A 25171-nucleotide genomic window follows, 5' to 3' on the forward strand; every position below is an offset into this window, starting at 1 on the left:
ATCACCAGTCGATTACTAATCCGAGTGCTCAATCCTCTTTTGATTGATCGAGCATCCGCAAAATGATGCCAGCCGTCTCTTCGACGGCCTTGTTCGTCACATCGATGACCTCGCAACCGATCCGCTCGTAAATCCCACGGGCGTATTCGAGCTCCCGGTTAATCCGTTCGAGTTGGGCGTAATCGGCCTCGGGTTTTAATCCGAGCGACTTCAACCGTTCCATCCGAATCGAAATCAATTTGTCAGGGGAGATAATCAAGCCGACACACTTGTCAGGCGGCAATTCAAACAGTTCTTCCGGCGGGCGTGACTCCGGCACGAGCGGCACGTTCGCGACCTTATAGCGCTTCAGGGCCAAATACTGCGAGAGCGGTGTCTTCGATGTCCGTGAGACGCCGACGAGGACGATGTCCGCCTTTTTCAACCCGCGCGGATCACGTCCGTCATCGTACTTGACCGCGAACTCCATCGCTTCGATTTTCCGAAAATAATCTTCGTCCAAACGATAGATGAGTCCTGGTTTTTCACGCGGACTCTCACCGAGTTGACCAGCGAGCACATCGAGCAAATCCCCGAGCAAATCGACCGTCTTCACACCGTACTCTTGTCCGAGACGGACGAGCAACGACCGGTGTTCTTCATTGACCAACGTGAAGGCGATGACCGCTCCTTGGGCACGCGCTTGTGTCACGACGTCGTGAATCGTCTGTTCATCTTCGACGAACGGGATGCGGAGCGTCTCAATCGCATTCTCATGGAATTGGATACTCGCGGCCCGGACGACGAGTTCACACGTCTCGCCGACTGAATCGCTCACGACAAATACGAGTTGTTTTTGTGTCAGTGTCAAACCAGATTCCTCCTCAGAACGACTCATCGTTAGCGAGCGCGATTAATACTTTCGTCATGTTCGTCTTCGTCATGCGACCGAGCACAATCAGCTTGCCATCCTTCTCTTCAACGACCGGCATGGCATCGATTTGCTTCTCGATCAACTTCATTCCGGCCCGAATCAACGTCTCACCCTTCTCGCATACCGTGATGTTCGGCATCCGGGTCATGATGACGTTGACCGGCAACTGATCGAGATCTTGATTACCGATGGCAGCCCGGAGTAAGTCTTTACGCGATAGGACGCCGACGAGCTCATTGTCTTTCCCGACGACAAACAGCGAGCCGACGTCTTCCAAGAACAACGTCACGACAGCGTCATACACCGTCATCTCGTTACTGACGACTTTCGCCGACGACATGAAGTCTCCGACCGTCAACGAGTCAAGCTTTTCCCGAAGCAGGGATGAGTTTCGTTTGCCGACGAACGTGTAGCCGACACGCGGTCGGGCTTCTAGTATTCCAGTCATCGTCAAAATGGCAAGGTCCGGTCGGAGCGTGGCCCGGGTGAGCGATAGCTCTTGGGCGATCTGCTCCCCCGTGATCGGTCCGTTGACCCTTACGATTTCAACGATCTTCTGTTGGCGTTCATTCAGCTGCATAGCCAACCCCCTCAAGTTTGGTCAGAGTACGAGCGCGCTAAAATCGGCGACATTCTCGATTGTCGCAGCGAGTCGCTTCATCTCACGCAGACGGTTCTCGCGAATCGCCTCGACATCGCTCATGACCATTGTATTTTCAAAATAAGTGCTAATCGGATGTTCTAGGGCGCGCAATGATGTGATTGCTTGATGATAGTCGCCCGCCTCGACCGCGCGTTCCGTCTCCGGTAACGTCGCTTCGATGGCAGCGTGGAGATCTTTCTCCTCCGTATTTTCAAACAATGACGGATCGACGTCACCGGTCTCGCCTTTTTTAGCGATGTTGACGACGCGTGTCAATTGTTCGATGAGCAGTTTCGCCTCGCTCGCGAGCATGGCTTGAACCGCATCCGCTCTCGCATCGAGTCGGTCGATCGCAAGGCCAGTCGTCAAGACGGCGTCAATGACGTCATAACGGACTTGTCGCTCTTGCAGACGATACTTCAAGCGAAGCATGAAGAAGTCCTCGAGTTGCGCCTTGACTTGTTCTTTATCGGCATCGTAAAGTCCTGCCTGAAGTTGCGAATCGACAACTTGTGAAAGTAATTTGTCGAGTGGCAAGGAAATCTTCCAATCCGCCAAAATTTGAACGACCCCTTGGGCTTGGCGACGGAGCGCAAACGGATCTTGTGAACCGCTCGGGATCATGCCGATTCCGAAGAAGGCAGCAATCGAATCCAGTTTATCGGCGAGTGCGAGTACGGCACCCGTCGATGTCGCCGGCGAGGCATCACCAGCAAAACGTGGCATGTAGTGCTCACGGATTGCTGCGGCCACTTCCGCGTCCTCACCTTGTTGGAGCGCATACTTCTCACCCATCACTCCTTGGAGTTCTGTGAACTCATACACCATTTGGCTGACGAGGTCGAACTTATGGATGGCACCGGCACGCGCCACTTTGGCTGTATCCGCATTGAACAATGGCGCAAGCGTTCCTGCGAGCTGTTCGACGCGACGGACCTTGTCTCCCGTCGTACCCAACTTCTCATGGAAGACGATGCGGTCGAGACGGACGAGTTGTTCGTCAATCTTCGTCTTTTGGTCTTCCTCATAGAAGAAGACGGCATCTGCCAAGCGGGCCCGGATGACCTTCTCGTTCCCTTTGGCAACGTTTTGAAGGTGTTCGGCATTTCCGTTACGGACGGTCACGAAATAGTTTTTGAGTGTTTCACCGATATAAACCGGGAAATAGCGCTGATGTTCTTTCATCGTCGTAATCAAGACTTCTTCTGGAAGTTCGAGATAACGGGCATCGAATTCACCGAATAGCGCTGTCGGCCACTCGACGAGGTTCGTCACTTCTTCGAGCAACGAGGCATCGAGCGGGACGGTCCAACCCTGTTCTGAAGCCAACTCCTCGATTTGACGTTCGATGCGCCCTTTCCGGTCTTCGTACGAAGCGACAACGAACTCGCGTTCAAGCGTCTCAGCATAGGCAGCCGGTTCCGTGATGACGACGTCACCCTTACTCAAGAAACGGTGACCACGCGTCACGTTCCCCGTCTTCACGCCTTCGATTTCGAAATCGATTTGTTCGGTACCGAACAAGGCGACGAGCCAACGAATCGGACGCATATAGCGTAGGCTGCTCGTGCCCCACTTCATGTTTTTCGGGAACGTCATGCCACGGACGACGTCTTCGAGTGCTGGGAGCAACGTGCTCGTCGGTTGACCTGATTCATGACGGTCGGCGAAGACGTACTCGACACCTTTCTCTTCGGCGAAGTACAAGTCGTCGACCGATAGGCCGCGGCCACGGGCAAAGCCGGCGGCTGCTTTCGACCAGTTTCCTTCAGCATCTTGAGCAATCTTTTTCGCTGGTCCGCGAAGCGTCTCCGTCAAATCTTGTTGGTTCTCTTCCACGTCTTTGACGAGAACGGCGAGGCGGCGCGGTGTCGAATAAACGGTGATGGCACCGAATTGGACACGGGCTTCCGTCAAGAAGGTAGTTACGCGTTCCGCCAATTGTTTTTCTGAACGGAGGACGTATTGGGCTGGTAATTCTTCAAGTCCGATTTCTAATAAAAGGTCACGCATCAAGGGCACCTGCTTTCTGTTGGTTCAAAAGTGGGAAACCGAGACGTTCCCGCTCTTCGATAAATTTGGCGGCACATGCACGGGACATGTTACGGACGCGTTGGATGAAACCAGTCCGTTCTGTCACCGAGATGGCGCCTTTCGCATCGAGAAGGTTGAACGTATGCGAACATTTAAGGATATAGTCGTAAGCCGGGAAGACGAGGTTTTCGTCCAAGGCACGCTTCGCTTCTTTTTCATACGTATCGAACAATGTGAACAACATATCGACGTCCGAGAGCTCGAACGTATATTTTGAATGTTCGAATTCCGGCTGATAGAAGATATCGCCATATTTGAATCCGTCTGTCCAGACGAGGTCAAACACGCTTTCGACTTCTTGGATATATGACGCAAGACGTTCAAGACCGTACGTGATCTCGACGGCGATCGGATCGCACTCGATGCCACCGACTTGTTGGAAATACGTGAACTGAGTGATTTCCATCCCGTTCAACCAGACTTCCCAACCGAGTCCGGCCGCACCGAACGTCGGGTTCTCCCAGTTGTCTTCGACGAAACGGATGTCGTGCTCGAGCGGGTTGATCCCGATCAACTCTAAGCTCTCTAAGTAAAGCTCTTGGATGTTGCTTGGCGACGGCTTCATGATGACTTGGAATTGGTGATGCTGATACAAGCGGTTCGGGTTTTCTCCGTACCGTCCATCCGCCGGACGACGTGATGGCTCTGTGTAACAGACGTTCCACGGCTCGGGTCCGAGACTCCGTAGGAACGTCATCGGGTTCATCGTACCGGCCCCTTTCTCAACGTCATACGCTTGCATTGTCAAACAGCCTTTCGACGCCCAGAAATTTTGTAACGTCAAAATAATTTCTTGCACGGTCATGTGCTTCATATGTGACACCTCCAAAAGTATTGAAACGACAAAAAACGCCCCTATGTGCCATGCACATAGGGACGGGATTACCCGCGGTTCCACCCTACTTGCCTCGAGATGAGGCCACTCTTTGGATTGTGGGCGCTCTGGAATTGCCATTCACTTCAACCTGGCGTTCGGCTTCCACCTTCCCGAACTCGCTGCACCCACGGTAAAAAAGCTACTTGTTTTCCTTCATTGCGCACGCTATTTCATTTGTCTAATCGTAGATTATGGTATCGAATCTTGTCGAAAAAGTCAATCATCGTTCAAGTACAATCGCTGCATTTGGTCGAGGACCCGTTTCGTCTTCAGCCGCAGGCCGCTATAGGAGTCCATATACGCATCAAACAGCTGTCGGAGCAGAATCCGTGTCTCTTTCGTGAGCGGAACGTTACTGAATTCGGACAGTTCGTGCCGGCTCATCAAATAGAGCAACTTCGCCAGACGCTCGCTCATGCGAATCGATCCTTCTTCTTGGTGCCGGGCGCAGAGGAAGCCGCCGGCCGTCACCGAGAAGTACATCGGGTCGGTCACATCGTTGCACCGGATGCAGCCGGTCAAGACCGGTGCGACCCCGAGCAAGTGCAAAATGCGCAGTTCGAAGTGATGCGTGATCACTTCCGGATCCATCCCTGCATTGAGCGCCTGCAGGGCGTCGTTCAAGATGCGATAGAGCGGACGGTTCGGGACGCGGTCCTCTACCGTCCGGTCGACGAGTTCGAGCCAATACATGGCGTATGCCATCCGCTCGACGTCTTTTCGGATTTCCGGATAAGACGTGATCACATCCGACGATTTCAATTGGCCTAGGCCACGACTCGCCGGAAAGATATATACCGCTTCGACGAACGGCTGACTCGACGAATGCAGACGGCTGCCCGGCTTTTTCGCCCCTCGTGCCATGACGGCAACTTTTCCGAGCTCTTCGGTGAACAAGGTGACGACTTTGTTCGACTCTCCGTAACTGACGGTCCGAATGACGATTCCCGTGACCTTTTGCAACATGGCTTAATACTCGTCGTCGCGGAAACCGAGGTCGCGGAGTTGGCCCATCTTGTTACGCCAATCTTTTTGCACTTTCACCCATAGGTTCAAATACACTTTCGTCCCGAGGAGCGCCTCGATGTCGTGGCGCGCTTCTGTCCCGATTTCGCGGAGCATCGCACCTTTTTTGCCGATGACGATTCCTTTTTGAGAATCACGCTCGACCATGATCACGGCCTCGACATCAATCATTTCCGAGTTTTCCCGTTTCTTGATTGACTCGATGGCGACCGCGATTGAGTGTGGCACTTCATCACGCGTCTTATGGAGCACTTTCTCGCGAATCAATTCAGAGATGATGAACCGTTCCGGATGGTCGGTCACTTGGTCGGCCGGATAATACATCGGTCCTTCCGGGAGCAACTTTTTGATTTCTTTAAGGAGCGGTTCGACGTTGTTGCCTTGAAGTGCCGAAATCGGGACGTACGCCGCGAAATCGAGTTGATTCGTATACTGCTCGATGACAGCCGGAATCTCGTCCGGATGAATCAAGTCGATTTTGTTCATGACGAGAATGATTGGCGTGTCGAGCCCTTTCAACTTCTCGATGATGAACTCATCGCCGGCGCCGCGCGGTTCCGTGACGTTGACCATGAAGAGGATCGCGTCGACTTCACGTAGTGCGTTCGTCGCGACTTTCATCATGAAATCGCCGAGACGGTGTTTCGGCTTATGAATCCCTGGCGTGTCGATAAAGATGATTTGCGAATCATCCGTCGTATACACACCTTGGACCTTATTGCGCGTCGTCTGCGGCTTGTCTGACATGATGGCAATCTTTTGTCCGATGACCCGATTCAAGAACGTCGATTTCCCGACGTTCGGACGACCGATGATGGACACAAAACCTGATTTAAAATCTTCTTGATACATAGTGCACCTGCTTTCTAAATTTCCAATACGTTCAATCATATAACGAATTTGTCGATTATATAAGGGCCAAAAATGAATAGTGCCGTGATGGCGGCCCCGATCGCTGCGACGAGGACCGACCCGGCCGCGACGTCTTTCGCTTGCTTCGCGAGCGGGTGGATGTCTTTCGTGACGAGGTCGACCGTGCGTTCGACCGCCGTGTTCATCAGCTCGAGCGCGATGACGAGCACGACCCAGCCGAACAGAATCAAGTTCTCGAGTTTCGTCGTCGGGAGCCACCAGGCAAACACGACGACGAGCAGGCTCGATACGAGATGAATCAGCATGTTGCGTTCGGTCCGCACTGCGTGCACGATGCCGTGCACGGCGAACCAGAACGGTTTCACACTTCGCCTCGTTTCAGCTCGAAGTGAGCGAGCACTTGTTCTTGGCGCGCCGTCATCTCCGCTTCTTCCTCGGGCGTCATATGGTCATACCCGAGCAAGTGGAGGAATCCGTGAATCGCCAAGAACCCGAGTTCCCGTTCGAACGAGTGGCCATAATCGGCCGCCTGTTCGCGACAACGTTCGACCGAGATGAGCAAGTCCCCTAAGAGACGGGGCTCGTCTTCATCGAGCATGAAGTCCATCTCGTCTTCTCCCATCTCATCGAAGGCGAAACTGATGACGTCGGTCGCCGTATCTTTCCCGCGCCATTCGCGGTTGATGGCTTGAATCTCATCGTTCGTCAAGAACGTGACCGATAGCTCACTCGGTTCTTCGACGTCTTCTTCCATCGCCGCATGGACCAATATGGATTCAACGAGCTCGATTTGAGCATCCGACAATAAGCCGTGCTCATCGTTCGAAATGATTTGCATGTAAGTCTCCTTCTTTCTTCAGTTCTGGATACTCGATTCGTTCATGGAACAGGCCGGTCAGCGTCTCACACGCGCTTTCCCCGACGCGCCATACTTCTTTCGTCGTCAACTCGCAGTCTTCGAATTGCCCGTCTTGTAGCTTATCACGAATAATCGCACTGACGAGCTGACGAATCCGTTCTGGTGTCGGTTGCTTCTGTGACCGGACCGCCGCCTCGATTGAATCGACGATCATGACGACCGCCGCCTCGCGTGTCTGCGGCTTCGGTCCCGGGTAGCGGAACCGTGATTCATTGACGTCACGCGTCTCTTTCGCTTTCACATAAAAGAACTTCAAGAGCGATGTGCCGTGATGTTGCTCGGCGATATCGATAATCTCTTTTGGCAACTTATAACGACTCAACAGATCGGCCCCGTCATATGGATGGGCCATGATGATGTCGGCTGATTCCTCCGGTGTGAGCCGGTCGTGCGGGTTGACGCCGTTCTGCTGATTCTCGATGAAATGGAGCGGACGCTCGGTCTTACCGAGGTCATGATAATAACTGGCGACCCGAGCGAGCAGTCCGTCGGCACCAATCGCCTCGCACGCCGATTCGGCCAAGTTGGCGACCATCATGCTGTGATGATACGTCCCAGGAGCCTCCATCAACAACTTGCGTAACAGCGGATGCGTCGGACTCATCAATTCGATGAGGCGACCCGACGATAGGACGCCGAACCACGGTTCGAGGAACGGCAAGAAGCCGAACGTGAGCACGATGGACAACAGCGCGCTCGTGATGGCGAAACCGGATAAGTAGGCGACCATCTCCCACGTCACTTGCGTGTTGCGCAAGAACAAGAGCGCGAGCACCATGATGATATTGATAATGCCGAGCAACACACCGGACAAGAATAGTCGTTTGCGCTGAATCTTCGGTTCGACGAGGAAGACGGCCAAGAAACTTCCGGTCGCGAAATAGACGACAGTCATGAAGCTCGTGTTTTGCCCGAAACTCGCCACAATCGACCCGGCAATCATCGTGATCAACGCCGAGGCGAGCGCGACCCGTTCATCGACGAGGATACGCAGCAACAGGACGACGAATGCCGTCGGTGCGAGCACGTACGCATATGTCGTGAACTCGATACCGATATAACCGACACCAAAGAAGATGCCGAGCTGTAACAATAATAATCCATAGACAGTAATCAAGATTTTAGGGCGGAGTAACAGTTGTTGAATTTTCGAACGGATTAACATGAACAGAAAACCGATCGTCAACAGTCCGCTCAGTAAGTAAGCCCCGAACAGCGGTGCGAACGAACGATTTGGATCGATAGCCCCTGTCAATTCGAGTTTGCGGTAGATTTCGCGCGTCACGACCTCGCCTTGGTTGACGAGCAACTGGCCTTCTTGAATGATGACCGGTTCGACCGCATCGACCGCCTGCTGTTCTTTCTCACGTGTCGCTTCAGAGTCGAACACGTAGTTCGGTACGATCAATTGATCGCTCAGGCTGTTAGCAATCGCCCGGAACTCGAGTGAGAGCGGTGATTGGTCGACGAGTGTCTCAGCCCGATCTCTCGCTTCTGAGATGGACTGTGAGCTCGTGTCGATGCGGTTACCCATCACTTCTTGGAGCGCCGTCACGGTGACGTCTTCGACCGTACGACGGGTGTTCTCGCTCGCCTCGAGCAGAAGGTTCAGTTCATCATCACCGAGGAATCCGTTCACCTCGGTCGAATTCAAGCGATTTTTGATGTCTGATAGCTCGGTGTCATCTTCCGTCTCTTCGAACGCTGCGAACAGTTGCTCGACTTTGGCGATCTGTTGATCGGCAAACTCGCGCCGCAACGAGAACTGACTGCCGACGCTATTGATCGCATCTTGTCGTAACCGCTCCGTCGCCGTCCGGTCTTCAATCGTGACCGGCGAGCGAATGTCCTGTTCGGCAATCCCGAGCGGCTCGACACTAATGATGGATGGGCGCACCGTAAAGTATAGAATCGCGCCTAAAATGAGAAAAAAGAGGACGGAGATTGTCGCGACCGTCCAATGACGTGCTTGCTGCATCAGTGCCCCCCCTTTTGGTTATGTGAGTTCGTTACTATAGGCGTTAATGATTTTCTTGACGAGCGGATGGCGAACGACGTCGGACGACGTGAAATGTTCAAAATGAATCCCATCGACTCCTTCAAGCAGATGTAACGCTTCTTGCAGTCCTGACGCTTTGCCTTTCGGCAAATCGACTTGCGTCAAATCACCGGTGACGACCATTTTCGAGCCGAAACCGAGTCGCGTCAAAAACATCTTCATCTGTTCTTTCGTCGTATTCTGCGCCTCGTCTAAAATGACGAACGCATCTTCAAGCGTCCGGCCGCGCATGTAAGCGAGCGGCGCGACTTCGATCGTGCCGCGTTCGAGCAATCGGTTCGTCTGTTCGACGCCATAGACGTCAAACAAGGCGTCGTACAACGGCCGTAAGTACGGGTCGACCTTCTCTTTCAAGTCGCCTGGCAAGAAGCCCAAGTTTTCACCCGCTTCGACCGCCGGACGCGTCAAAATAATTCGTTTGACTTGGCCTTCTTTCAGCGCACGCGCTGCCAAAACGACGGCCAAATATGTCTTCCCGGTCCCCGCCGGTCCGATTCCGAACACGAGGTCACGTTTTTCGATGGCCCGGACATATCGGCTCTGTCCGACCGTCTTCGCCCGAATCGGTTTCCCTTTGTTCGTCGTGAAGACGACTCGCTCATAATGCTCGAGCAACTCGTCGCCCTTGCCGACCTTGATGTGTTGAATCACACTGATGGCATCGCTTTCGTTCAAGCGAGCCCCTTTTTTAACGAGTTGTTGCAACGTCTTGATCACGGCCTTCGTCAATTCGAGCGTATCGGCCGTATCGGCCTGAATGATTAATTCTTCTCCACGAGGAGTGAGTGCGACCGCGAGTTCTGCTTCGATGGCTTGAAATACCTCGTCCTTCGGTCCGAGGAGCGCCTGCGCTTCGTTCGCATGTTCCATGACGAACGGAATTTTATCAGTCATAATCAATGGTTGTTTCTCCTCCCCATCAGTAGATTGTTCCTTCTTTACTTTAGCACTATCAAGCCGTTCGTGAAAGAAAGACCGTCCATTCCTCCAACAAAAAGAAGCAGTGACACGGAGTCACTGCCTCAGGTTTAACGACGGCGTTTCGACACCGGCGGTTGCAAAATTTCACTCCACACGACCGCTTGCCGAACTTGCTTCATCGAGATGCGCGGTTGTGGCCGCGACTCGGTCGACTCGGAAATCGGTGGAATTTTGACCGTCTGTTCGAACTGGGCACTCACGTGCGGTAGCTCTTCACGTCGACGCGGTGCATGTCGGTCTGTCGTTTCGGCCGGTGCGGCGACACGGCGACGTAGTTTCTGAGGAGCCGGTTTGTCTTGCTTGTTGCGCGGCTCATCGAACGTCGCCTCGACTTCTTTCATCATGTCACCGACCGTATCGAGATAACGTTTCAAATCCGTACTCGGTGGTCGTTCTCCAGTAGATGATGGTTTCTCCATCCGCTTCATGACCGCCGAGGCAATCCCGAAAGCGGCTAAGAGTAGTACCCAGAGTCCATCCATGTCCGTTACTCTCTATCAGATTCGACAGGATGACCGATTGCTTTACGCATTTCTGTATCGGCTTGGACGTTCAAGTAGTTGACGTAATCCATGACCCCGAGTTTGCCATTTCGAAGTGCGTCGGCCATCGCGAGCGGGACTTCCGCCTCGGCCGCGACGACTTTGGCGCGCATCTCTTCGACCGATGATTTCATCTCTTGCTCACGGGCGATTGCCATCGCGCGGCGTTCTTCCGCTTTCGCTTGCGCGATTTTCTTATCAGCTTCGGCTTGGTCGGTCTGGAGGACCGCCCCGATGTTTTTACCGATATCGATGTCGGCGATATCGATTGATAGGATTTCAAATGCGGTCCCTGAATCGAGACCTTTCGTCAATACGGTACGTGAAATCATATCAGGGTTCTCCAAGACGTGCTTATGGTTGTGTTGTGAACCGATCGTCGAGACGACCCCTTCACCGACACGGGCGATAATCGTCTCTTCCCCGGCACCCCCGACAAGACGATCGATGTTGGCGCGGACTGTGATGCGGGCTTTCGCCTTCACTTCAATCCCATCCATGGCCACACCAGCGATGAACGGCGTTTCGATGACTTTCGGGTTAACGGACATTTGAACCGCCTCTAACACGTTACGGCCAGCAAGATCGATTGCTGCGGCACGTTCAAACGATAATTCGATATCGGCACGGTGGGCCGCAATCAAGGCGTTGACGACACGGTCGACGTTACCCCCGGCCAAGAAGTGACTCTCGAGCTGGTTCGTGTTCAAGCCGATGCCGGCTTTGACCGCTTTGATGAGCGGGTTGACGATTTTCGATGGGACGACGCGACGGAGTCGCATCCCGATTAGTGTGAAGATCGAGACGTGGACGCCAGCGGCGAACGAGCTGATCCACAGCCCGACCGGTACGAACGTGAAGAATACGGCGAGCGCAATCAATCCTCCACCCGAGATGAGTAACGTGGTCAATAGTTCTGGTGTCATTCTGTTACATCCTCCTTAGGCTCTATAAAGTTGCGGACGACAACGCGTCCTGAATCGACTTTATACACCTGAATTTTCGTTTGCGAATCGAGATAGCTACCTTCTGTCACGACATCAATCCGTTCTCCGTCAATCTCAGCGGTACCCGCCGGGCGAAGCGGCGTCAACGTGACCCCGACTTTCCCGAGCAACCGTTTGCGGTCATCGTGGGACAAATACCCTTTGTCTGTTGACGTCGAATCTGTCAAAATCAACCCTTTATACATGAGCGATCGATTGGACTGTAGGCGACGATATGCCCAAAATCCGAGTCCAGCGACGATGGCCGTGGCTAAACCAAGCGACAACCACAGTTGTCCGATTGTGGCACCCGCCATAATCAAACTGGCGACGACCGCCCCAATCCCTAGCACGCCGAACAATCCAAAACCGGCAACGAACACTTCAATTCCTAGAAGGACGATCCCGACAAAAAACACCGTCAGAATCACTCCGAGACCAAATGTCATCGTATTGCAACCCCCTTCCGAGTTCACAAGCTACCTCTTATCTCTAGTGTATACGAAACAAGTTCGCTTTTGGTTTCGGAATACGCAAAAAAAGACAGAAACTTTTGGTTTGACCCAAAAATCCCTGTCTCTCTCATTAATTCGTCAATTGTTGTTTGACAATGCGGTTCACAAGACCACCGTCTGCCTTGCCTTTAACTTGAGGCATGACGACGCCCATCACCTTACCCATATCCGACGGGCCTGTAGCATTCGTTTGAGCAATAGCTGCTTTCACGATCGCCGTGACTTCATCTTCAGAAAGTTGTTCAGGCATATAGGCCTCTAGTACGACAATCTCGTCAGCTACTTTAGAAGCAAGGTCTTCACGACCAGCGCTTTCGAATTCTCGGAGGGAGTCTCTGCGCTGTTTCATCTCTCGGTTGAGCACCGTGAGTTCCTCTTCCTCAGTTAGATCTTGTCGACCAAATTTGATGGCCTCATTTTGGAGCGACGCTTTGACCATCCGGATCGTCGTGAGACGATCTTTTTGTTTCGCGCGCATGGCTTGCTTCATGTCGTCCGTCAAGCGTTCTTGAAGACTCATGAGCTAACACCCTCTCTACAAATGAAACTGAAATTAGAATTTCTTACGCTTACGCGCAGCTTCTGATTTCAATTTACGTTTTACGCTTGGCTTTTCGTAGTGACGACGTTTGCGAACTTCGGCAAGAGTGCCATCTTTCGAAACACCGCGTTTGAAACGACGAAGAGCGTCTTCAAGCGATTCGTTTTTACGGACACGAGTTTCCACTAGTTTTCCCTCCCTCCGAATTACACGACTAAGGAAACGTGTTTCACACGTCATAACATATTATAGTGAAAGTAAGTCGTGCGGTCAACCACTAGTTATTAATAGTCGCTGTCTGAACGTCCGCCTGTAACGATGGCGATTCCAGCTGATGCGCCGATGCGCGTCGCGCCGGCATCAATCATAGCTTGTGCGCCTTCGAAATCACGTACGCCGCCTGAAGCTTTAACGCCGAGATCTGGTCCGACCGTCTCACGCATGAGGCGGATATCTTCTACTGTCGCACCGCCTGTCGAGAAGCCAGTCGACGTTTTCACGAAGTCTGCGCCTGCTTTGACTGAAAGCTCAGCCGCTTTTTTGATTTCTTCTTTCGTAAGGAGGCACGTCTCAAAGATGACTTTAACGAGCGTTCCGTTTGCCGCTTCGACGACAGCGCGGATATCGCGCTCAACGAGATCGAAATCGCCGTCTTTCATGGCACCGATGTTGATGACCATATCGATTTCGCCTGCGCCGTTTGCAATCGCGTCTTTAGTTTCGAACGCTTTCACTGCTGGCGTGTTAGCTCCGAGTGGGAAGCCGATGACCGTACATACTTTGACGTCGTCATCTGATTTGAGTTGTTCCGCCGCGTACTTCACCCATGTCGGGTTGACACAGACGCTTGCGAATTTGTATTCGAGCGCCTCGGCACAAAGTTTTGTGACTTGATCTTTCGTTGTTTCTGCCTTCAAGGCTGTGTGGTCGATATAACGTGCTAATTCCATCGTAAAATTCCTCCTCTGATGTATCGGTCTGACATATAGGTCTGACATCTAACATATTATCATGTTTTCTTGAAATGTAACAGCTTTCAATTCAGACGAGTTGACGGCGTTTCCGCGTCTGGATCCAACTGTTCCAACTAAAGAAGAAAATGGCAATCCATATACATGTGAACGCAAAAACGTGATAGCCCGTGAACGGTTCATTATAGAGAATGACCCCGATTGCGAGACTGAGCGTCGGTGCGATGAACTGAAGAAACCCGACGAGCGTGAACGGGATATGTTGCGCTCCGTACCCGAACAAAAGAAGGGGTAGCGCCGTCATCACGCCTGTCCCGACCAACGCGACCCAAATGACCGGTTCGGTCGTCATCGTCAATCCTCCCTGAGACGTCTGCCAACCCAAGAAAATGATAGCGACCGGAACGACCGCGAGCGTCTCGATGCCGAGGCTAACTGTCGAGGCGAGTGGACGGCGTTTTTTCACCATCCCGTAAAACCCGAACGTACTGGCCAAAATGAACGCGATCCACGGGAACGACCCATAGCCGAACGTCAAGACGAGCACGCCGATTGCCGCCACGGTCACCGCCAGCCATTGTACTCGATTTAATGATTCCCGAAAAACAAGCACACCTAACACCATGCTCACGAGCGGATTGATGTAATAGCCGAGTGACGCTTCGATGATATAGCCGTGATTGACCGCCCATATGTAGACGAACCAGTTGGCACTGACGATAAATCCGTTCAACATAAAGGCGTTCCTTGTCGCCCGGTGCCGAAGCGCATAGTTGAACTCGGTCCACTGTTTCGTCCATTTCAAGACGAGTAAGATGAAGAGGAATGACCAGACGATGCGATGGGCCAAGATTTGACCGCTCGGTATTTCCTGCAAAAACTTCCAATAAATCGGTAGGACGCCCCACATGACGTAGGCCCCGACCGTTGGCATGACGCCTTTGTTCACTCTGTTCACCCGCTCTCGTAATCAATTATCGTCAGTGTAGTCGATGCGATTAGGACATTCAAGCGAATTCTTTCACCTTGCACACGACAAAAAGAGGCACGCTCGCGAGCGCACCTCGTATCGCTATGCAACTTAGTTCGGAATCGTCGCCACGGTCGCGAGCGCCTGCTCCAAATCTTCAATCAAATCTTGTACATCTTCAAGGCCGACCGAGATGCGGACGAGTCCGTCCGTAATCCCGAGTTCGAGACGGCGTTCCGCAGGAATTGACGCATGCGTCATCCGAGCTGGTACGCTAATCAAGCTCTCGACCGCGCCGAGACTCTCGGCGAGTGTGAAGTACTTCGTCTTCGCGACGACGAGTTCGGCCGCTTCGGCTGAACCGACGTCGAAGGCGATCATTCCACCGAAACCACGTGCCTGGGACAAGTGGACCCGCTTCGCTTCTTCACTGCCGACACTCGGATGCAAGACACGGCTGACTGATTCATGCTTCGTCAAGTAGTCGACGAGCGCGAGCGCGTTCGCTTCAATCGCTTCCATGCGGACCGCGAGCGTCTTGATGCCGCGAACAACGAGGAAGCTGTCTTGTGGTCCGAGTACCGCGCCGACTGAGTTTTGCAAGAACGCCAAACGCTCCCCAAGCTCTTCCGTGCGGGCGACGACGAGACCGGCGACGACGTCGCTATGGCCGCCTAAATATTTTGTGGCGCTATGAAGCACGTAGTCCGCCCCCAATTCGATTGGGTTTTGGAAGTACGGTGTCATGAACGTGTTGTCGACGACGAACAGGACGTCCGCCTCGTCGGCGATGGCGCGGATGAGGCGCATGTCCGTCACGTTCAACAACGGGTTTGTCGGTGTCTCGACGTAAATCATTTTCGTGTTCGGCTGGAGCGCTTCACGGACCGCTTGCGTATCGGCCGTATCGACAAAAGTTGCCTCCAAGCCAAGTGATTGAAATACTCGATTGAATACACGGTACGTTCCCCCATATACGTCAGAACCGACGATGACGTGGTCCCCTGATTTCATTAACATTAAAATCGTCGAGATGGCTGCCATCCCAGAACCGAACGCAAACCCGCTGGCACCGCCCTCGATATCGGCGATGAGCGTCTCAAGTGCCGTCCGTGTCGGGTTGGCCGTCCGCGAATATTCATACCCTTCACGGAGATTGCCGATGCCGTCTTGCTTATACGTGCTCGTCTGATAAATCGGTGGTGTGACGGCTCCCGTCAACGGGTCCGTTGTTTTACCGCCGTGAATGAGTGCTGTTTTTGTACGCATATTCTGCCTCCTTGACTATTCCTTGACTTAAATAACGTTCAACGCTGTCCGGTAAAATCGTCACGATGACGCCTTCTGTCATCTGAGCCGCTTCTTGTACGCATGCCGCGATGGCCGCTCCGGATGAACTTCCGACGAGCAAACCTTCTTGTTTGGCGAGGTGGGCGACATAATAGAACGCCTCTTCGTCCGTAATCGTGTAAATCCCGTCGACGAGCTCGCGCGGCAAGAACGCCGGCCACGCCTCGACGCCGATGCCTTCTGTCTTGTGCGGCCCTGGTGCTCCACCGTTCAAAATCGACCCTTCCGGCTCGACGACGATCGTCTTCGTCCCGTTCGGCCGCAACTTGCTCGCGACACCTGTAAACGTCCCCCCTGAGCCGGCCCCGGCGATGAACACATCGATGTTCGGCAGGTCGGCCTGAAGCTCGAACGCGAGCGTGTCGACGTATGCGTCCGGATTATCCGGATTCGAGAACTGTTCCGGCACATAGGCGTCATGTTCGATGGCGAGCTCTTTCGCCCGCGCGATGGCCCCTTTCATCCCGAGCTCCGTCGGCGTGTTGACGACGGTCGCCCCGAGAAGCGCCATGAGCGCTTGCTTCTCTTGACTGAACTTCTCCGGAGTGACGGTCATCAACTTGATGCCGTGACGTTGACAGGCGAGTGCGAGCCCGATCCCGGTGTTCCCGGCCGTCGGTTCGACGACCGTTCCCCCGCGTACGAGTTGTCCACGTTCAAGCGCCCGTTCAATCAATTGCAGACCGAGCCGATCCTTGACACTACCGCCCGGGTTCATCATCTCGAGCTTGCCGTACACTTTGACACCCGGAGGAACCGGTAACGTCCGCAATTCGAGAAGAGGCGTCTCCCCGATCAATTCATAGACGCTTTGGACAATCATTTACGCTTCGTCCTTGAAGATGATGTGCCACTCGTCACGCTTAGCAAGCATGTCGGCCGCGAGCTTCTTCGCACCCTCGAAATCGTGATGGTTCGCGCTGCCGCATTGAATCGGGTTTTGCGCTGGAAGTTCTGTCGCATTTGCTGCATCGCGGAGTGTCGCTTCGACGAGGTCGAGCATCGCTTCGTAATCCCCGTCGTTCAACATCGTCCAATAGAAGCCTGTCTGGCAACCCATCGGCGAGACGTCGATGATTTGATTCGAGTGGCTACGGCTGTTCTCGGCAATCAAGTGCTCGAGCGAATGGACGGCGCGCATCGGCATAAGCCCTTCGTTCGGTTGAATGAAGCGAATGTCATATTTATAAATCGTATCGGCCGTCCCTTTCTTCACTCCAGCTAAACGGACGTAAGGCGCTTGTACTTTTGTATGGTCTAAATTAAAGCTTTCGACTTTATAACTTTTCATGATTGAGTTCCTCCTGATTGTTTCGTGGCCACGACGAGCCAGACGAATTTATTTTTTTGCGTGAGCGTAACCGTATAGCCGTTTGCTTCGAGCATCGCTTGAATCGTCTGGGTATATGGATAAAACTCTCGATTCAAATCCTCGAGTAAATCGGTATAGCCGTTCGCTTCGGCCCAGTCCAAGATGTCCCGTTTCGCTGTTTGCGAGGCGAACATCGTATCGAGCAAGACGAAGCGCGGGGCGTCGAGGTGTTCGACGTAACTTCGAATCGCCGTCCGTTTCTCATCATCCGTCAAATGATGGAACGCATAGGATGACACGATTGTATCGACCTGTTGATCCGTCGGATAGTTGAGAAAGTCACCGTCGACGATATCGAGCTGTAACTTCTCGGCCGCGACGGCCCGCATTTCCGGAGACGGTTCGACCGAAATCAATTCGTGGCGCTCCAAGATTTTTGCACTCAAGTTCCCTGTCCCGCTTCCGAATTCCATGACCCGGCCTTCTAATTGGTCGACGACCTCGTTGAGCATCGTCTCGTACCCGGCGAACACTTCACGATACTGTTCGTCATGTCCGGTCACGGTCGCGTCATATTCTGACGCCCATTCCTTAAAAATATCCATGAATTGTAATCCCATGTTGTCACCCCATCGTCTTTATTCCGACTATATCGATAAGTTTTATATGATTTATCTACTACAGACTGTATCAACTTTAGATTAAAATCTCAAGCGAATTGCCCATATTGTTTGAGAGAGATGAATTATTTATTGTTAATCCGATGAAAGAGTCAGGAAATGAGAAAAGACCTATCCACATTTTGACGTGGATAGGTCCAAAGTAATTGTCAGAATCTTTTAATTTGTTCAAATTCATTACCCTATCGTTTAAAAAACAGGAAGAATTTTGGTTTGAAATCCGCTATCATTTTCCACAAATGGATTTATTTTTTCAAAAAACGATTGGAGGATACTAAATTGCCACAACCGAAATTTTATTTGAACGTCTCCCTCGCGACTTGCCTCGCGTTGACGCCCGGCCTACTCGGCCTCGGCGCAGAACCTGTCCTAGCCAAGCCATCTGTCAAACAAAGCGTGAGCTCGACCGACAAACATGAGAAATTGCGCGTCGTCGTCGAACTTGTCGGTGCCCCAGCCATCGAACAAGCAAAGAAAAAGGGTAAAAAGTTTAACGAGTTGACGAAAACGGAGAAAGACGGCGCTCAAAAGCTCGTCAAAGCCGAACAAAAGAAAGCGAAAGCTGCCATCTCGAAAAAAGGCGTCAAGGCCGTGACGCTCGAAGAGTTCACGACCGTCTTCAACGGTTTCAGTACGATGCTCACAGCGACCGACGTCAAAAAGGTCGAGGCGTTGCCTGAAGTCGCAAGCGTCCACGTCGTCAACGAGTACGAACGTCCAGAAGTCAAACCGGACATGGTCACGAGTAATGGCATGGTCCAATCACAGCAGACGTGGGGCGATTACGGGTTCACGGGCGAAGGGACAATCGTCGCTGTCATCGATACAGGCGTTGACGCCGACCACCGTGACTTCCGTCTTACGGATGATTCAAAAGCCGAGTTGTCTCAAACAGAAGTCGAGACGGCCGTCAGCACGTTCGGCATGCCTGGAGCTTACATAAACGAGAAAGTCCCATACGCTTATAACTATTATGATGAGAACGATGATATCCGTGACGATTCACCTGGCGCCTCGATGCACGGGATGCACGTCTCGGGTACTGTCGCCGCCAACGGGGATGAAGCGGCCGGTGGCTTGAAAGGTGTCGCTCCTGAGGCACAAGTGCTCGGGCTCAAAGTATTCAGTAACGATCCGAACTATGCTTCGACATACGGCGATATCTACATTAAAGCCATCGATGACGCCATCAAACTCGGTGCGGACGTCATCAACATGAGTCTCGGCTCAACGGCCGGATTCGTCGATGCCGACTCACCGGAACAACAAGCCGTCCAACGTGCCGTCGATAACGGTGTCTTCATGTCGATTTCGGCTGGAAACTCGGCCTACTTCGGCAACGGTTACGACCTTCCGTACGCCGATAATCCGGACACGGGCGTCGTCGGTGCCCCGAGTGTCAGCTCGGCGTCGACATCCGTCGCTTCGCTCGAGAACGATCAAATTCAATTGGACGCGTTCTCAGTCAAGTCGGGTGACGCCACTGACAAAATCGGTTGGAAAAAACAAGACGGTCCTGCCTTCACGCAAGGCAATTACGACCTCGTTTACGTCGGCGACGGCCAACCGAGCCAATACGTCGGAAAAGACGTTAAAGGAAAAATCGTCCTCGCGGTTCGCGACGGCAGTTACTTCTATTCAAACATTCAACAGACAGCCGAAGCGAACGGCGCAGCTGGCGTCATTGTCCGTGGAGCTGTCGGTCACGGCGATTATGTGAGCATGGCATTGGCCAACCCGAAAATCCCGATGGCCTCGCTTAGCATCAAAGACGGGAACACGTTGCAACAACGTCTCCTCGCTGGTGAACAGATGACAATCGGCTTTGCCGGCGATCGCCTCAGTGTCACGAACGGCGCGGCCGGTCAGCTCTCGAACTTCACGTCGTGGGGCATGACGCCAAACCTCGACTTCAAGCCAGAGATTTCAGCACCGGGCGGACAGATCTTCTCGACGTTGAACGATAACCAGTACGGCTTGATGAGCGGTACATCGATGGCTTCCCCACACGTGGCCGGCGGAGCTGCCCTCGTCCTCGAACGCGTCGACCGCGACTTCAATTTGACAGGAACAGCACGCGTCACGATGGCGAAGAACTTGCTCATCAACACATCGAAAGCTGTCACGGATATCGGACCGCTCAACAAACAGTTACAACAAAACCTCCCTTACACGCCACGTCGTGGTGGAGCTGGTCTCATGCAATTGCATGCTGCCGTCTCGACACCGGCAATCGCGTACGAGAAGAAGACGAAAGAAGCCAAAGTTGCGCTCAAGGAATTGAACCGCAGCAAGGCGACGTTCACGCTTGTCGTCGAGAACTTGTCGGACAAGGCCGTGTCGTATAACGTGTCTTCGTCACTCCAGACCGACCTCGCTATCGAGCAGACGGCCGGACTCGTTCAGAACGCGATGGAAGCCCAAGCGCTCGAGAATGCAAAAGTGACGGTCAACGGGAAGAAAGTCAGTACGGTCAAAGTAAAACCGAACGCGAAAGTAGAACTCAAAGTCGCACTTGACGTCTCGAAAGCAAAAGTGCTCAATCCGAAAACGCTCGACGGTCTCGTACCGGCGAAAGACGTCTTCGAGAACGGTTACTTCGTTGATGGATTCGTCCGCTTGACGGACGTTAACGGTGCTGAGGGCAACCCGTCACTCGTCGTACCGTTCGTCGGTTTCGAAGGAGACTGGGGCAAGGCGCCAATCTTCGATGCCTCCATCTATGAAGACGGCTCGTTCTACGAAGTATCAGGTATGGTCGATCAAACAGGGAACTATCTCGGTTCGAACCTTGACCAATCCGTTGATGCCGACGCAATCGCCTTCTCACCAGACAAAGATGGCTCAAAGGATGTCGCTGTACCGGTGTTCTCGTTGCTCCGTAACGCCAAGGACGTCAAGTATCGCATCGTCGACGAGGCCGGCAATGTCGTCCGGACGTTGTTCCAAGACGAAGAACTTCGCAAGAACTACTTTGACGGCGGTGCCAACACACCTTATTACTACTCGGCCGCTTACACATGGGATGGTCAGTTGAATGGCAAACCAGCCCCGGCCGGCAAATACTTCTATGAAATCGAAGGAAGCATCGATTACATGAAAAAACAAGCCCAGACGCTTCGCTTCCCAGTCAAAGTCGATTACACGGACCCGACGTTCACGACGAAATGGCAAGGGGAGAGCTTGGCGGTCCAAGCGAAAGATGAGTTCTCAGGCATCCATTCGGTCGAATATTTCTTGAACGGAAAATCCGTCGCCAAGCAAGCTGATGGCAAGGCCTACACGTTCACAGGCGTCAGTGACGCCGATCAAGTCAGCGTTCGCGTCGTCGATCACGCTGGCAACAGCACAACGAAGACGGTCGCTTACTCGACAGACGCGGATAAGCCTGGAGTGTTCGTGAACGCCCCGCTCGCTTTGACGCCATACGCGACATCGGTCATCCCGGTCGCTGGAACGATTCAAGATGCATCTGCCATCCAGTCGTTCCAAGTCGACGGTGTTGACGTACCGCTCACATGGGACGATACGAAGAAAGAACACGTCTTCAACACGACGCGGACGTTTGCAGACGGTGTCCATAAGTTGCGGTTCGTCGCCGAGGATGCGGCTGGAAACGTGACCAACTTCCAACGTGCGATTTTTGTGGATACGACACCTGCCAGCATCGAACTTGGAAAACTACCGAAAAAAATCGGTAAAAAACAATCGACGGTCAACGTCTCTGTAACGGTGAAAGACAACTTCGACGAAGTGAAACTTCTCGTCAACGGCGACTTGAAATTCAGCCAAGCGCTGAAAGAACCGTATGAGATGCGTTCATTCGCGAAAACACAGACGGTCACGCTTCCTGTGACGTCAGGTGAGAACACGTTCACGTTCGAGGCGACCGACCTCGCCGGCAACGTGACGACGAAGACGATCACACTCGTCAAATAATAATTCGACAGGCTCGCGCCCAAATCGCGAGCCTGTTTTTTCTAGGTACAAAAACGGCTCCCGCATCCCCGAGAGCCGTTTGATGTGTTAATTCAATTCGAGCGCATATGAGACAGCGGCGAGCGCATAGAGCGGCGCCGTCTCCGAACGCAAGATGCGTGGTCCGAAAGCACAGGCCTTGGCCCCGCGTTCCGTCCACTCATTCACTTCACTTTCGTCAAAGCCGCCTTCCGGCCCGACGATGAGCAGGAGCTTCGCCCCAGGTCGAAGTGCTTGCAACACCGTCGCAAACGCTGCTTGCTCCCCTTGCTTCGCTTGTTCTTCATAGGCGATGACGACGGCATCGAACGAATCGATGCGGTCCGTCAGTTCCCGTGGTGTGATGTATTGACACATCGGAACGACGGCGCGGTACGACTGTTCGGCCGCTTCCTGCATGATTTTCTGAAGCCGTTCGACTTTTTTCGGTGCCTTTTTGGCGTCCCATTTGGCGACCGAGCGCTTCGATTCGAACACCCAGAAGTGATGCATGCCGAGCTCAGTCCCTTTTTGGGCGACGAGTTCGACTTTATCGCCTTTCGGAAGCGCATAGGCGAGCGTCACCTCGACGGGAAGTTCGGTCGTCGCTTGACGGCGTTCGAGCACCCGGGCCGTGCCCGTCTTCTTCTCGAGCGTTACGACCTCAGCCTCATATTCGAGGCCGGTACCGTCTAAAAGCACCATCCGATAACCGGGCGTCTCCCGGAGCACTGTCCCGATATGATGGACGACGTCGGCCGGTAAGGTGGCCGTGTCATTGACAAATGACTCACGCGGTAAAAAGTATCGTTGCATGGCTCATCCTTTCTTCGCGATGATGGCGACCCAGTCTTCCATGACCCTTGTCTCTTCAATCGCGAATCCGGACGCCTTGAGCGCCTCTGTCACCTCGGCCCGCTTCTGTCCGATAATACCCGACGTGATGAAATAGCCGCCCGGTTTGACGCGCGCATATGCATCATCGATGAACAGCATGATGACGTCGGCCAAAATATTGGCGACGACGAGGTCATACTCCCCCGTCATCCCTTTCAACAAGTCACCCGTCTTCACGTCGATGACGTTGCCGACACCGTTCGTCTCGACGTTTTGACGCGCCGATTCGACGGCGACCGCATCCAAATCGAGTGCCTCGACTCGTTCGGCCCCAAGCTTCGCAGCGGCGATCGCGAGGACACCTGAACCCGTGCCGACATCAATCAATCGGTCACCCGGTCGGATATAGTTCTCGATCGCCTGAATGCAGAGCATCGTCGTCGGATGCGTCCCCGTCCCGAACGCCATACCCGGATCGAGCAAGATGACGTTCTCTTCCGGTTGTGGCTCGTAATCTTCCCAAAGCGGGACGATCGTCAAATGTTGTGAGATTTTGACGGGCTTGTAGTACTGCTTCCACGAATGGGCCCAGTCCTCTTCGTCCATCTCGACGACCGTCACGTCACCGGTGCCGATATCGAGCACATGACGCAAGCCGTCCACTTCTTTTTTGAACGCGGCGAGCGTGTCTTCGAAATCACCTGAGGCCGGTACGTATGCTTTCACGTACACACCTGATGTTGGATACGATTCGCGGCCCGACACGTCCCAAATCTCGCCGAAATGGTCTTCGGCCATCATCTGGTCGTAATCTTCGACGTCCTCGATGACGACCCCTTGTGCCCCCACTTCATGTAGTAAATTCGATACGGCTTCGACTGCCTGCTGTGTCGTGTGGACACAAATTTCAGACCATTTCATTGTTTGAACACGCTCCTTTTACTGGCTAAAAAACTTCTTCATCTTTTGGAACAGGCCGTGTTGTTCTTCGACGCCTGCTTCTCCGCTAATCTCTTCGAATTCACGGAGCAATTCTTTTTGACGGTCGGTCATATTCGTCGGCGTCATGATGACGATATTGACGTACTGGTCGCCATTGCCGCCGCCGCGGACGCTCGGCATCCCTTTGCCGCGCAACCGGAATCGCGAACCGGTCTGCGTACCGGCAGGAACTTTCAAACTTACTTTACCGTGGACGGTCGGAACTTCGAGTTCCGCACCGAGTGCGGCCTGGGCGAACGTGACCGGCATCTCCATCGTGATATGTTGGTCGACCCGTTCAAAGATTTCATGCGCCCGGACGCGAACGACAATATACAGGTCGCCGGCTGGGCCGCCGTTAAAGCCAGGACCACCTTTGCCTGATAGACGGATTTGTTGGCCGTTGTCGATTCCAGCTGGAATCTTGACTTCGACTTGCTTCTGTTTCTTCACATGGCCAGAGCCGTGACACGTCTCACATTTTTCTTTAATCGTCTTCCCGCTACCGTGACATTGGCTACACGTCCGTTGATTGACCATCCGGCCGAGAATCGTGTTCTGTTCGACCGTCTCGACACCGCTGCCGCCACAACGGCCGCACGTATCCGGTTTTGTTCCCGGTTTGGCGCCGCTACCCATGCACGTGTCGCATTCGACTTCAATCTCAAGGTCGATGATTTCCGTCTTGCCGGTCACACTCTCCATGAAATCGAGGTCGACGACGTATTGATAGTCTTCCCCGCGTCGTGGAGCGTTCGGGTCTTGACGACGTCCCCCACCGCCACCGAAGAACATGTCGAAGATGTCACCGAAGCCGCCTTGGAAGTCGCCACCGCCGCCGAATTGGCTGGCCCCTTCAAAACCGAAACGGTCGTATTGGGCCCGTTTCTGTTCGTCTGACAATACTTCGTATGCTTCACCGAGCTCTTTGAACTTGTCGGCCGCATCCGGCTCTTGGTTGATGTCAGGGTGATACTGGCGTGCCAGCTTGCGATAAGCACGTTTGATGTCTTGTGCCGAGGCCGATTTATCTAGGCCAAGCACTTCATAATAATCTCGTTTCGCCACGTTACTCTCTCCTCTACACTGTCTAAACTAAAATTCTACCGAATCTACCTTAACATGGAAAGAGCCAAAGCAGAAA

Annotated in this window: 25 protein-coding genes; 1 reads left to right on the forward strand and 24 read right to left on the reverse strand. The window is 53.3% G+C overall.

Annotated features, from left to right (window positions below):
- Positions 1–28: 28 nt before the first annotated feature.
- The 21 genes from KNP95_RS01175 to KNP95_RS01275 form a co-directional block, all read right to left on the reverse strand.
- Positions 29–877 (reverse strand): pyruvate, water dikinase regulatory protein, encoded by an 849-nt coding sequence (locus tag KNP95_RS01175; protein ID WP_051627707.1) that lies wholly within the window; start codon positions 875–877, stop codon positions 29–31.
- A complete protein-coding gene (gene ccpN, locus KNP95_RS01180; protein WP_021065695.1) occupies positions 864–1493 on the reverse strand; it encodes a transcriptional regulator CcpN in 630 nt (209 codons plus the stop codon). The genes KNP95_RS01175 and ccpN overlap by 14 nt, the downstream gene beginning before the upstream one ends.
- A gap of 21 nt (positions 1494–1514) precedes the next feature.
- Positions 1515–3569, reverse strand: coding sequence for a glycine--tRNA ligase subunit beta (gene glyS, locus KNP95_RS01185; RefSeq protein WP_214802726.1), 2055 nt, complete (start codon positions 3567–3569; stop codon positions 1515–1517).
- Positions 3562–4455 carry a glycine--tRNA ligase subunit alpha gene (gene glyQ, locus KNP95_RS01190; RefSeq protein WP_370447070.1) on the reverse strand — a complete coding sequence of 298 codons (894 nt, stop codon included), beginning with the start codon at positions 4453–4455 and terminating at the stop codon, positions 3562–3564. Before glyQ ends, glyS begins: the two co-directional genes overlap by 8 nt.
- 288 nt (positions 4456–4743) lie before the next feature.
- Positions 4744–5493: a DNA repair protein RecO gene (gene recO, locus KNP95_RS01195; RefSeq protein WP_214802729.1), complete on the reverse strand. Its 750-nt coding sequence runs from the start codon at positions 5491–5493 to the stop codon at positions 4744–4746.
- A 3-nt stretch (positions 5494–5496) separates the two neighbouring features.
- Entirely contained in the window at positions 5497–6405 is a 909-nt protein-coding gene (era, locus tag KNP95_RS01200) for a GTPase Era (protein ID WP_029595225.1), read from the reverse strand.
- A gap of 35 nt (positions 6406–6440) precedes the next feature.
- Positions 6441–6791 carry a diacylglycerol kinase family protein gene (locus KNP95_RS01205; RefSeq protein ID WP_214802733.1) on the reverse strand — a complete coding sequence of 117 codons (351 nt, stop codon included), beginning with the start codon at positions 6789–6791 and terminating at the stop codon, positions 6441–6443.
- A complete protein-coding gene (gene ybeY, locus KNP95_RS01210; protein WP_029595223.1) occupies positions 6788–7264 on the reverse strand; it encodes an rRNA maturation RNase YbeY in 477 nt (158 codons plus the stop codon). Before ybeY ends, KNP95_RS01205 begins: the two co-directional genes overlap by 4 nt.
- Complete coding sequence (locus KNP95_RS01215) at positions 7242–9323, reverse strand: HD family phosphohydrolase (RefSeq protein ID WP_021065688.1); 2082 nt, start codon at positions 9321–9323, stop codon at positions 7242–7244. The genes ybeY and KNP95_RS01215 overlap by 23 nt, the downstream gene beginning before the upstream one ends.
- An 18-nt stretch (positions 9324–9341) precedes the next feature.
- Positions 9342–10298, reverse strand: coding sequence for a PhoH family protein (locus KNP95_RS01220; protein ID WP_029595222.1), 957 nt, complete (start codon positions 10296–10298; stop codon positions 9342–9344).
- A gap of 134 nt (positions 10299–10432) precedes the next feature.
- Positions 10433–10867 carry a hypothetical protein gene (locus tag KNP95_RS01225; RefSeq protein WP_021065686.1) on the reverse strand — a complete coding sequence of 145 codons (435 nt, stop codon included), beginning with the start codon at positions 10865–10867 and terminating at the stop codon, positions 10433–10435.
- 5 nt (positions 10868–10872) lie between these two features.
- Positions 10873–11853 (reverse strand): flotillin-like protein FloA, encoded by a 981-nt coding sequence (gene floA, locus KNP95_RS01230; protein ID WP_021065685.1) that lies wholly within the window; start codon positions 11851–11853, stop codon positions 10873–10875.
- Positions 11850–12362, reverse strand: coding sequence for an NfeD family protein (locus KNP95_RS01235; RefSeq protein ID WP_021065684.1), 513 nt, complete (start codon positions 12360–12362; stop codon positions 11850–11852). The genes floA and KNP95_RS01235 overlap by 4 nt, the downstream gene beginning before the upstream one ends.
- Positions 12363–12498: 136 nt before the next feature.
- Positions 12499–12948, reverse strand: a complete 450-nt coding sequence (locus KNP95_RS01240) for a GatB/YqeY domain-containing protein (protein WP_021065683.1) — start codon at positions 12946–12948, stop codon at positions 12499–12501.
- 33 nt (positions 12949–12981) lie between these two features.
- Positions 12982–13176 (reverse strand): 30S ribosomal protein S21, encoded by a 195-nt coding sequence (gene rpsU, locus KNP95_RS01245; RefSeq protein WP_029334745.1) that lies wholly within the window; start codon positions 13174–13176, stop codon positions 12982–12984.
- 77 nt (positions 13177–13253) lie between these two features.
- Positions 13254–13919, reverse strand: a complete 666-nt coding sequence (deoC, locus tag KNP95_RS01250) for a deoxyribose-phosphate aldolase (protein ID WP_214835165.1) — start codon at positions 13917–13919, stop codon at positions 13254–13256.
- A gap of 91 nt (positions 13920–14010) precedes the next feature.
- Positions 14011–14889, reverse strand: a complete 879-nt coding sequence (gene rarD, locus KNP95_RS01255) for an EamA family transporter RarD (protein ID WP_021065681.1) — start codon at positions 14887–14889, stop codon at positions 14011–14013.
- Between the two features lie 132 nt (positions 14890–15021).
- Positions 15022–16179, reverse strand: a complete 1158-nt coding sequence (locus KNP95_RS01260) for a bifunctional cystathionine gamma-lyase/homocysteine desulfhydrase (RefSeq protein WP_214798478.1) — start codon at positions 16177–16179, stop codon at positions 15022–15024.
- Positions 16145–17083 (reverse strand): PLP-dependent cysteine synthase family protein, encoded by a 939-nt coding sequence (locus KNP95_RS01265; RefSeq protein WP_214802738.1) that lies wholly within the window; start codon positions 17081–17083, stop codon positions 16145–16147. The genes KNP95_RS01260 and KNP95_RS01265 overlap by 35 nt, the downstream gene beginning before the upstream one ends.
- Positions 17084–17551 carry an S-ribosylhomocysteine lyase gene (locus KNP95_RS01270; protein ID WP_021065678.1) on the reverse strand — a complete coding sequence of 156 codons (468 nt, stop codon included), beginning with the start codon at positions 17549–17551 and terminating at the stop codon, positions 17084–17086.
- The gene (locus KNP95_RS01275) at positions 17548–18192 is read right to left on the reverse strand and encodes a class I SAM-dependent methyltransferase (RefSeq protein ID WP_131471279.1); all 645 of its coding nucleotides are present in this window, start codon (positions 18190–18192) and stop codon (positions 17548–17550) included. Before KNP95_RS01275 ends, KNP95_RS01270 begins: the two co-directional genes overlap by 4 nt.
- Positions 18193–18531: 339 nt before the next feature.
- Between KNP95_RS01275 and KNP95_RS01280 the strand changes: the two genes are divergently transcribed.
- Complete coding sequence (locus KNP95_RS01280) at positions 18532–22191, forward strand: S8 family serine peptidase (protein WP_214835166.1); 3660 nt, start codon at positions 18532–18534, stop codon at positions 22189–22191.
- Between the two features lie 87 nt (positions 22192–22278).
- On the opposite strand, the gene KNP95_RS01285 is transcribed toward KNP95_RS01280, so the two are convergent.
- From KNP95_RS01285 to dnaJ, 3 genes are read right to left on the reverse strand one after another with little or no spacing between them, the layout of a single operon-like run.
- Positions 22279–23025: a 16S rRNA (uracil(1498)-N(3))-methyltransferase gene (locus tag KNP95_RS01285; protein WP_214835167.1), complete on the reverse strand. Its 747-nt coding sequence runs from the start codon at positions 23023–23025 to the stop codon at positions 22279–22281.
- Positions 23026–23028: 3 nt separating this feature from the next.
- Entirely contained in the window at positions 23029–23967 is a 939-nt protein-coding gene (gene prmA, locus KNP95_RS01290; protein ID WP_214835168.1) for a 50S ribosomal protein L11 methyltransferase, read from the reverse strand.
- Positions 23968–23985: 18 nt separating this feature from the next.
- Positions 23986–25095: a molecular chaperone DnaJ gene (dnaJ, locus tag KNP95_RS01295; protein ID WP_058763959.1), complete on the reverse strand. Its 1110-nt coding sequence runs from the start codon at positions 25093–25095 to the stop codon at positions 23986–23988.
- Positions 25096–25171 lie beyond the last annotated feature (76 nt).

Origin of the sequence: Exiguobacterium sp. s36 (assembly GCF_018618345.1) — a bacterium.
Lineage (GTDB): Bacteria > Bacillota > Bacilli > Exiguobacteriales > Exiguobacteriaceae > Exiguobacterium > Exiguobacterium chiriqhucha.

What these genes read in the sequence shown, in the direction of transcription:
- KNP95_RS01175 (WP_051627707.1), bottom strand. Translation starts at nt 877, where the DNA reads ATGAGTCGTTCTGAGGAGGAATCTGGTTTGACACTGACACAAAAACAA.
- ccpN (WP_021065695.1), bottom strand. Translation starts at nt 1,493, where the DNA reads ATGCAGCTGAATGAACGCCAACAGAAGATCGTTGAAATCGTAAGGGTC.
- glyS (WP_214802726.1), bottom strand. Translation starts at nt 3,569, where the DNA reads ATGCGTGACCTTTTATTAGAAATCGGACTTGAAGAATTACCAGCCCAA.
- glyQ (WP_370447070.1), bottom strand. Translation starts at nt 4,455, where the DNA reads ATGACCGTGCAAGAAATTATTTTGACGTTACAAAATTTCTGGGCGTCG.
- recO (WP_214802729.1), bottom strand. Translation starts at nt 5,493, where the DNA reads ATGTTGCAAAAGGTCACGGGAATCGTCATTCGGACCGTCAGTTACGGA.
- era (WP_029595225.1), bottom strand. Translation starts at nt 6,405, where the DNA reads ATGTATCAAGAAGATTTTAAATCAGGTTTTGTGTCCATCATCGGTCGT.
- ybeY (WP_029595223.1), bottom strand. Translation starts at nt 7,264, where the DNA reads ATGCAAATCATTTCGAACGATGAGCACGGCTTATTGTCGGATGCTCAA.
- KNP95_RS01215 (WP_021065688.1), bottom strand. Translation starts at nt 9,323, where the DNA reads ATGCAGCAAGCACGTCATTGGACGGTCGCGACAATCTCCGTCCTCTTT.
- KNP95_RS01220 (WP_029595222.1), bottom strand. Translation starts at nt 10,298, where the DNA reads ATGACTGATAAAATTCCGTTCGTCATGGAACATGCGAACGAAGCGCAG.
- KNP95_RS01225 (WP_021065686.1), bottom strand. Translation starts at nt 10,867, where the DNA reads ATGGATGGACTCTGGGTACTACTCTTAGCCGCTTTCGGGATTGCCTCG.
- floA (WP_021065685.1), bottom strand. Translation starts at nt 11,853, where the DNA reads ATGACACCAGAACTATTGACCACGTTACTCATCTCGGGTGGAGGATTG.
- KNP95_RS01235 (WP_021065684.1), bottom strand. Translation starts at nt 12,362, where the DNA reads ATGACATTTGGTCTCGGAGTGATTCTGACGGTGTTTTTTGTCGGGATC.
- KNP95_RS01240 (WP_021065683.1), bottom strand. Translation starts at nt 12,948, where the DNA reads ATGAGTCTTCAAGAACGCTTGACGGACGACATGAAGCAAGCCATGCGC.
- deoC (WP_214835165.1), bottom strand. Translation starts at nt 13,919, where the DNA reads ATGGAATTAGCACGTTATATCGACCACACAGCCTTGAAGGCAGAAACA.
- KNP95_RS01260 (WP_214798478.1), bottom strand. Translation starts at nt 16,179, where the DNA reads ATGCGTACAAAAACAGCACTCATTCACGGCGGTAAAACAACGGACCCG.
- KNP95_RS01265 (WP_214802738.1), bottom strand. Translation starts at nt 17,083, where the DNA reads ATGATTGTCCAAAGCGTCTATGAATTGATCGGGGAGACGCCTCTTCTC.
- KNP95_RS01270 (WP_021065678.1), bottom strand. Translation starts at nt 17,551, where the DNA reads ATGAAAAGTTATAAAGTCGAAAGCTTTAATTTAGACCATACAAAAGTA.
- KNP95_RS01275 (WP_131471279.1), bottom strand. Translation starts at nt 18,192, where the DNA reads ATGGGATTACAATTCATGGATATTTTTAAGGAATGGGCGTCAGAATAT.
- KNP95_RS01285 (WP_214835167.1), bottom strand. Translation starts at nt 23,025, where the DNA reads ATGCAACGATACTTTTTACCGCGTGAGTCATTTGTCAATGACACGGCC.
- prmA (WP_214835168.1), bottom strand. Translation starts at nt 23,967, where the DNA reads ATGAAATGGTCTGAAATTTGTGTCCACACGACACAGCAGGCAGTCGAA.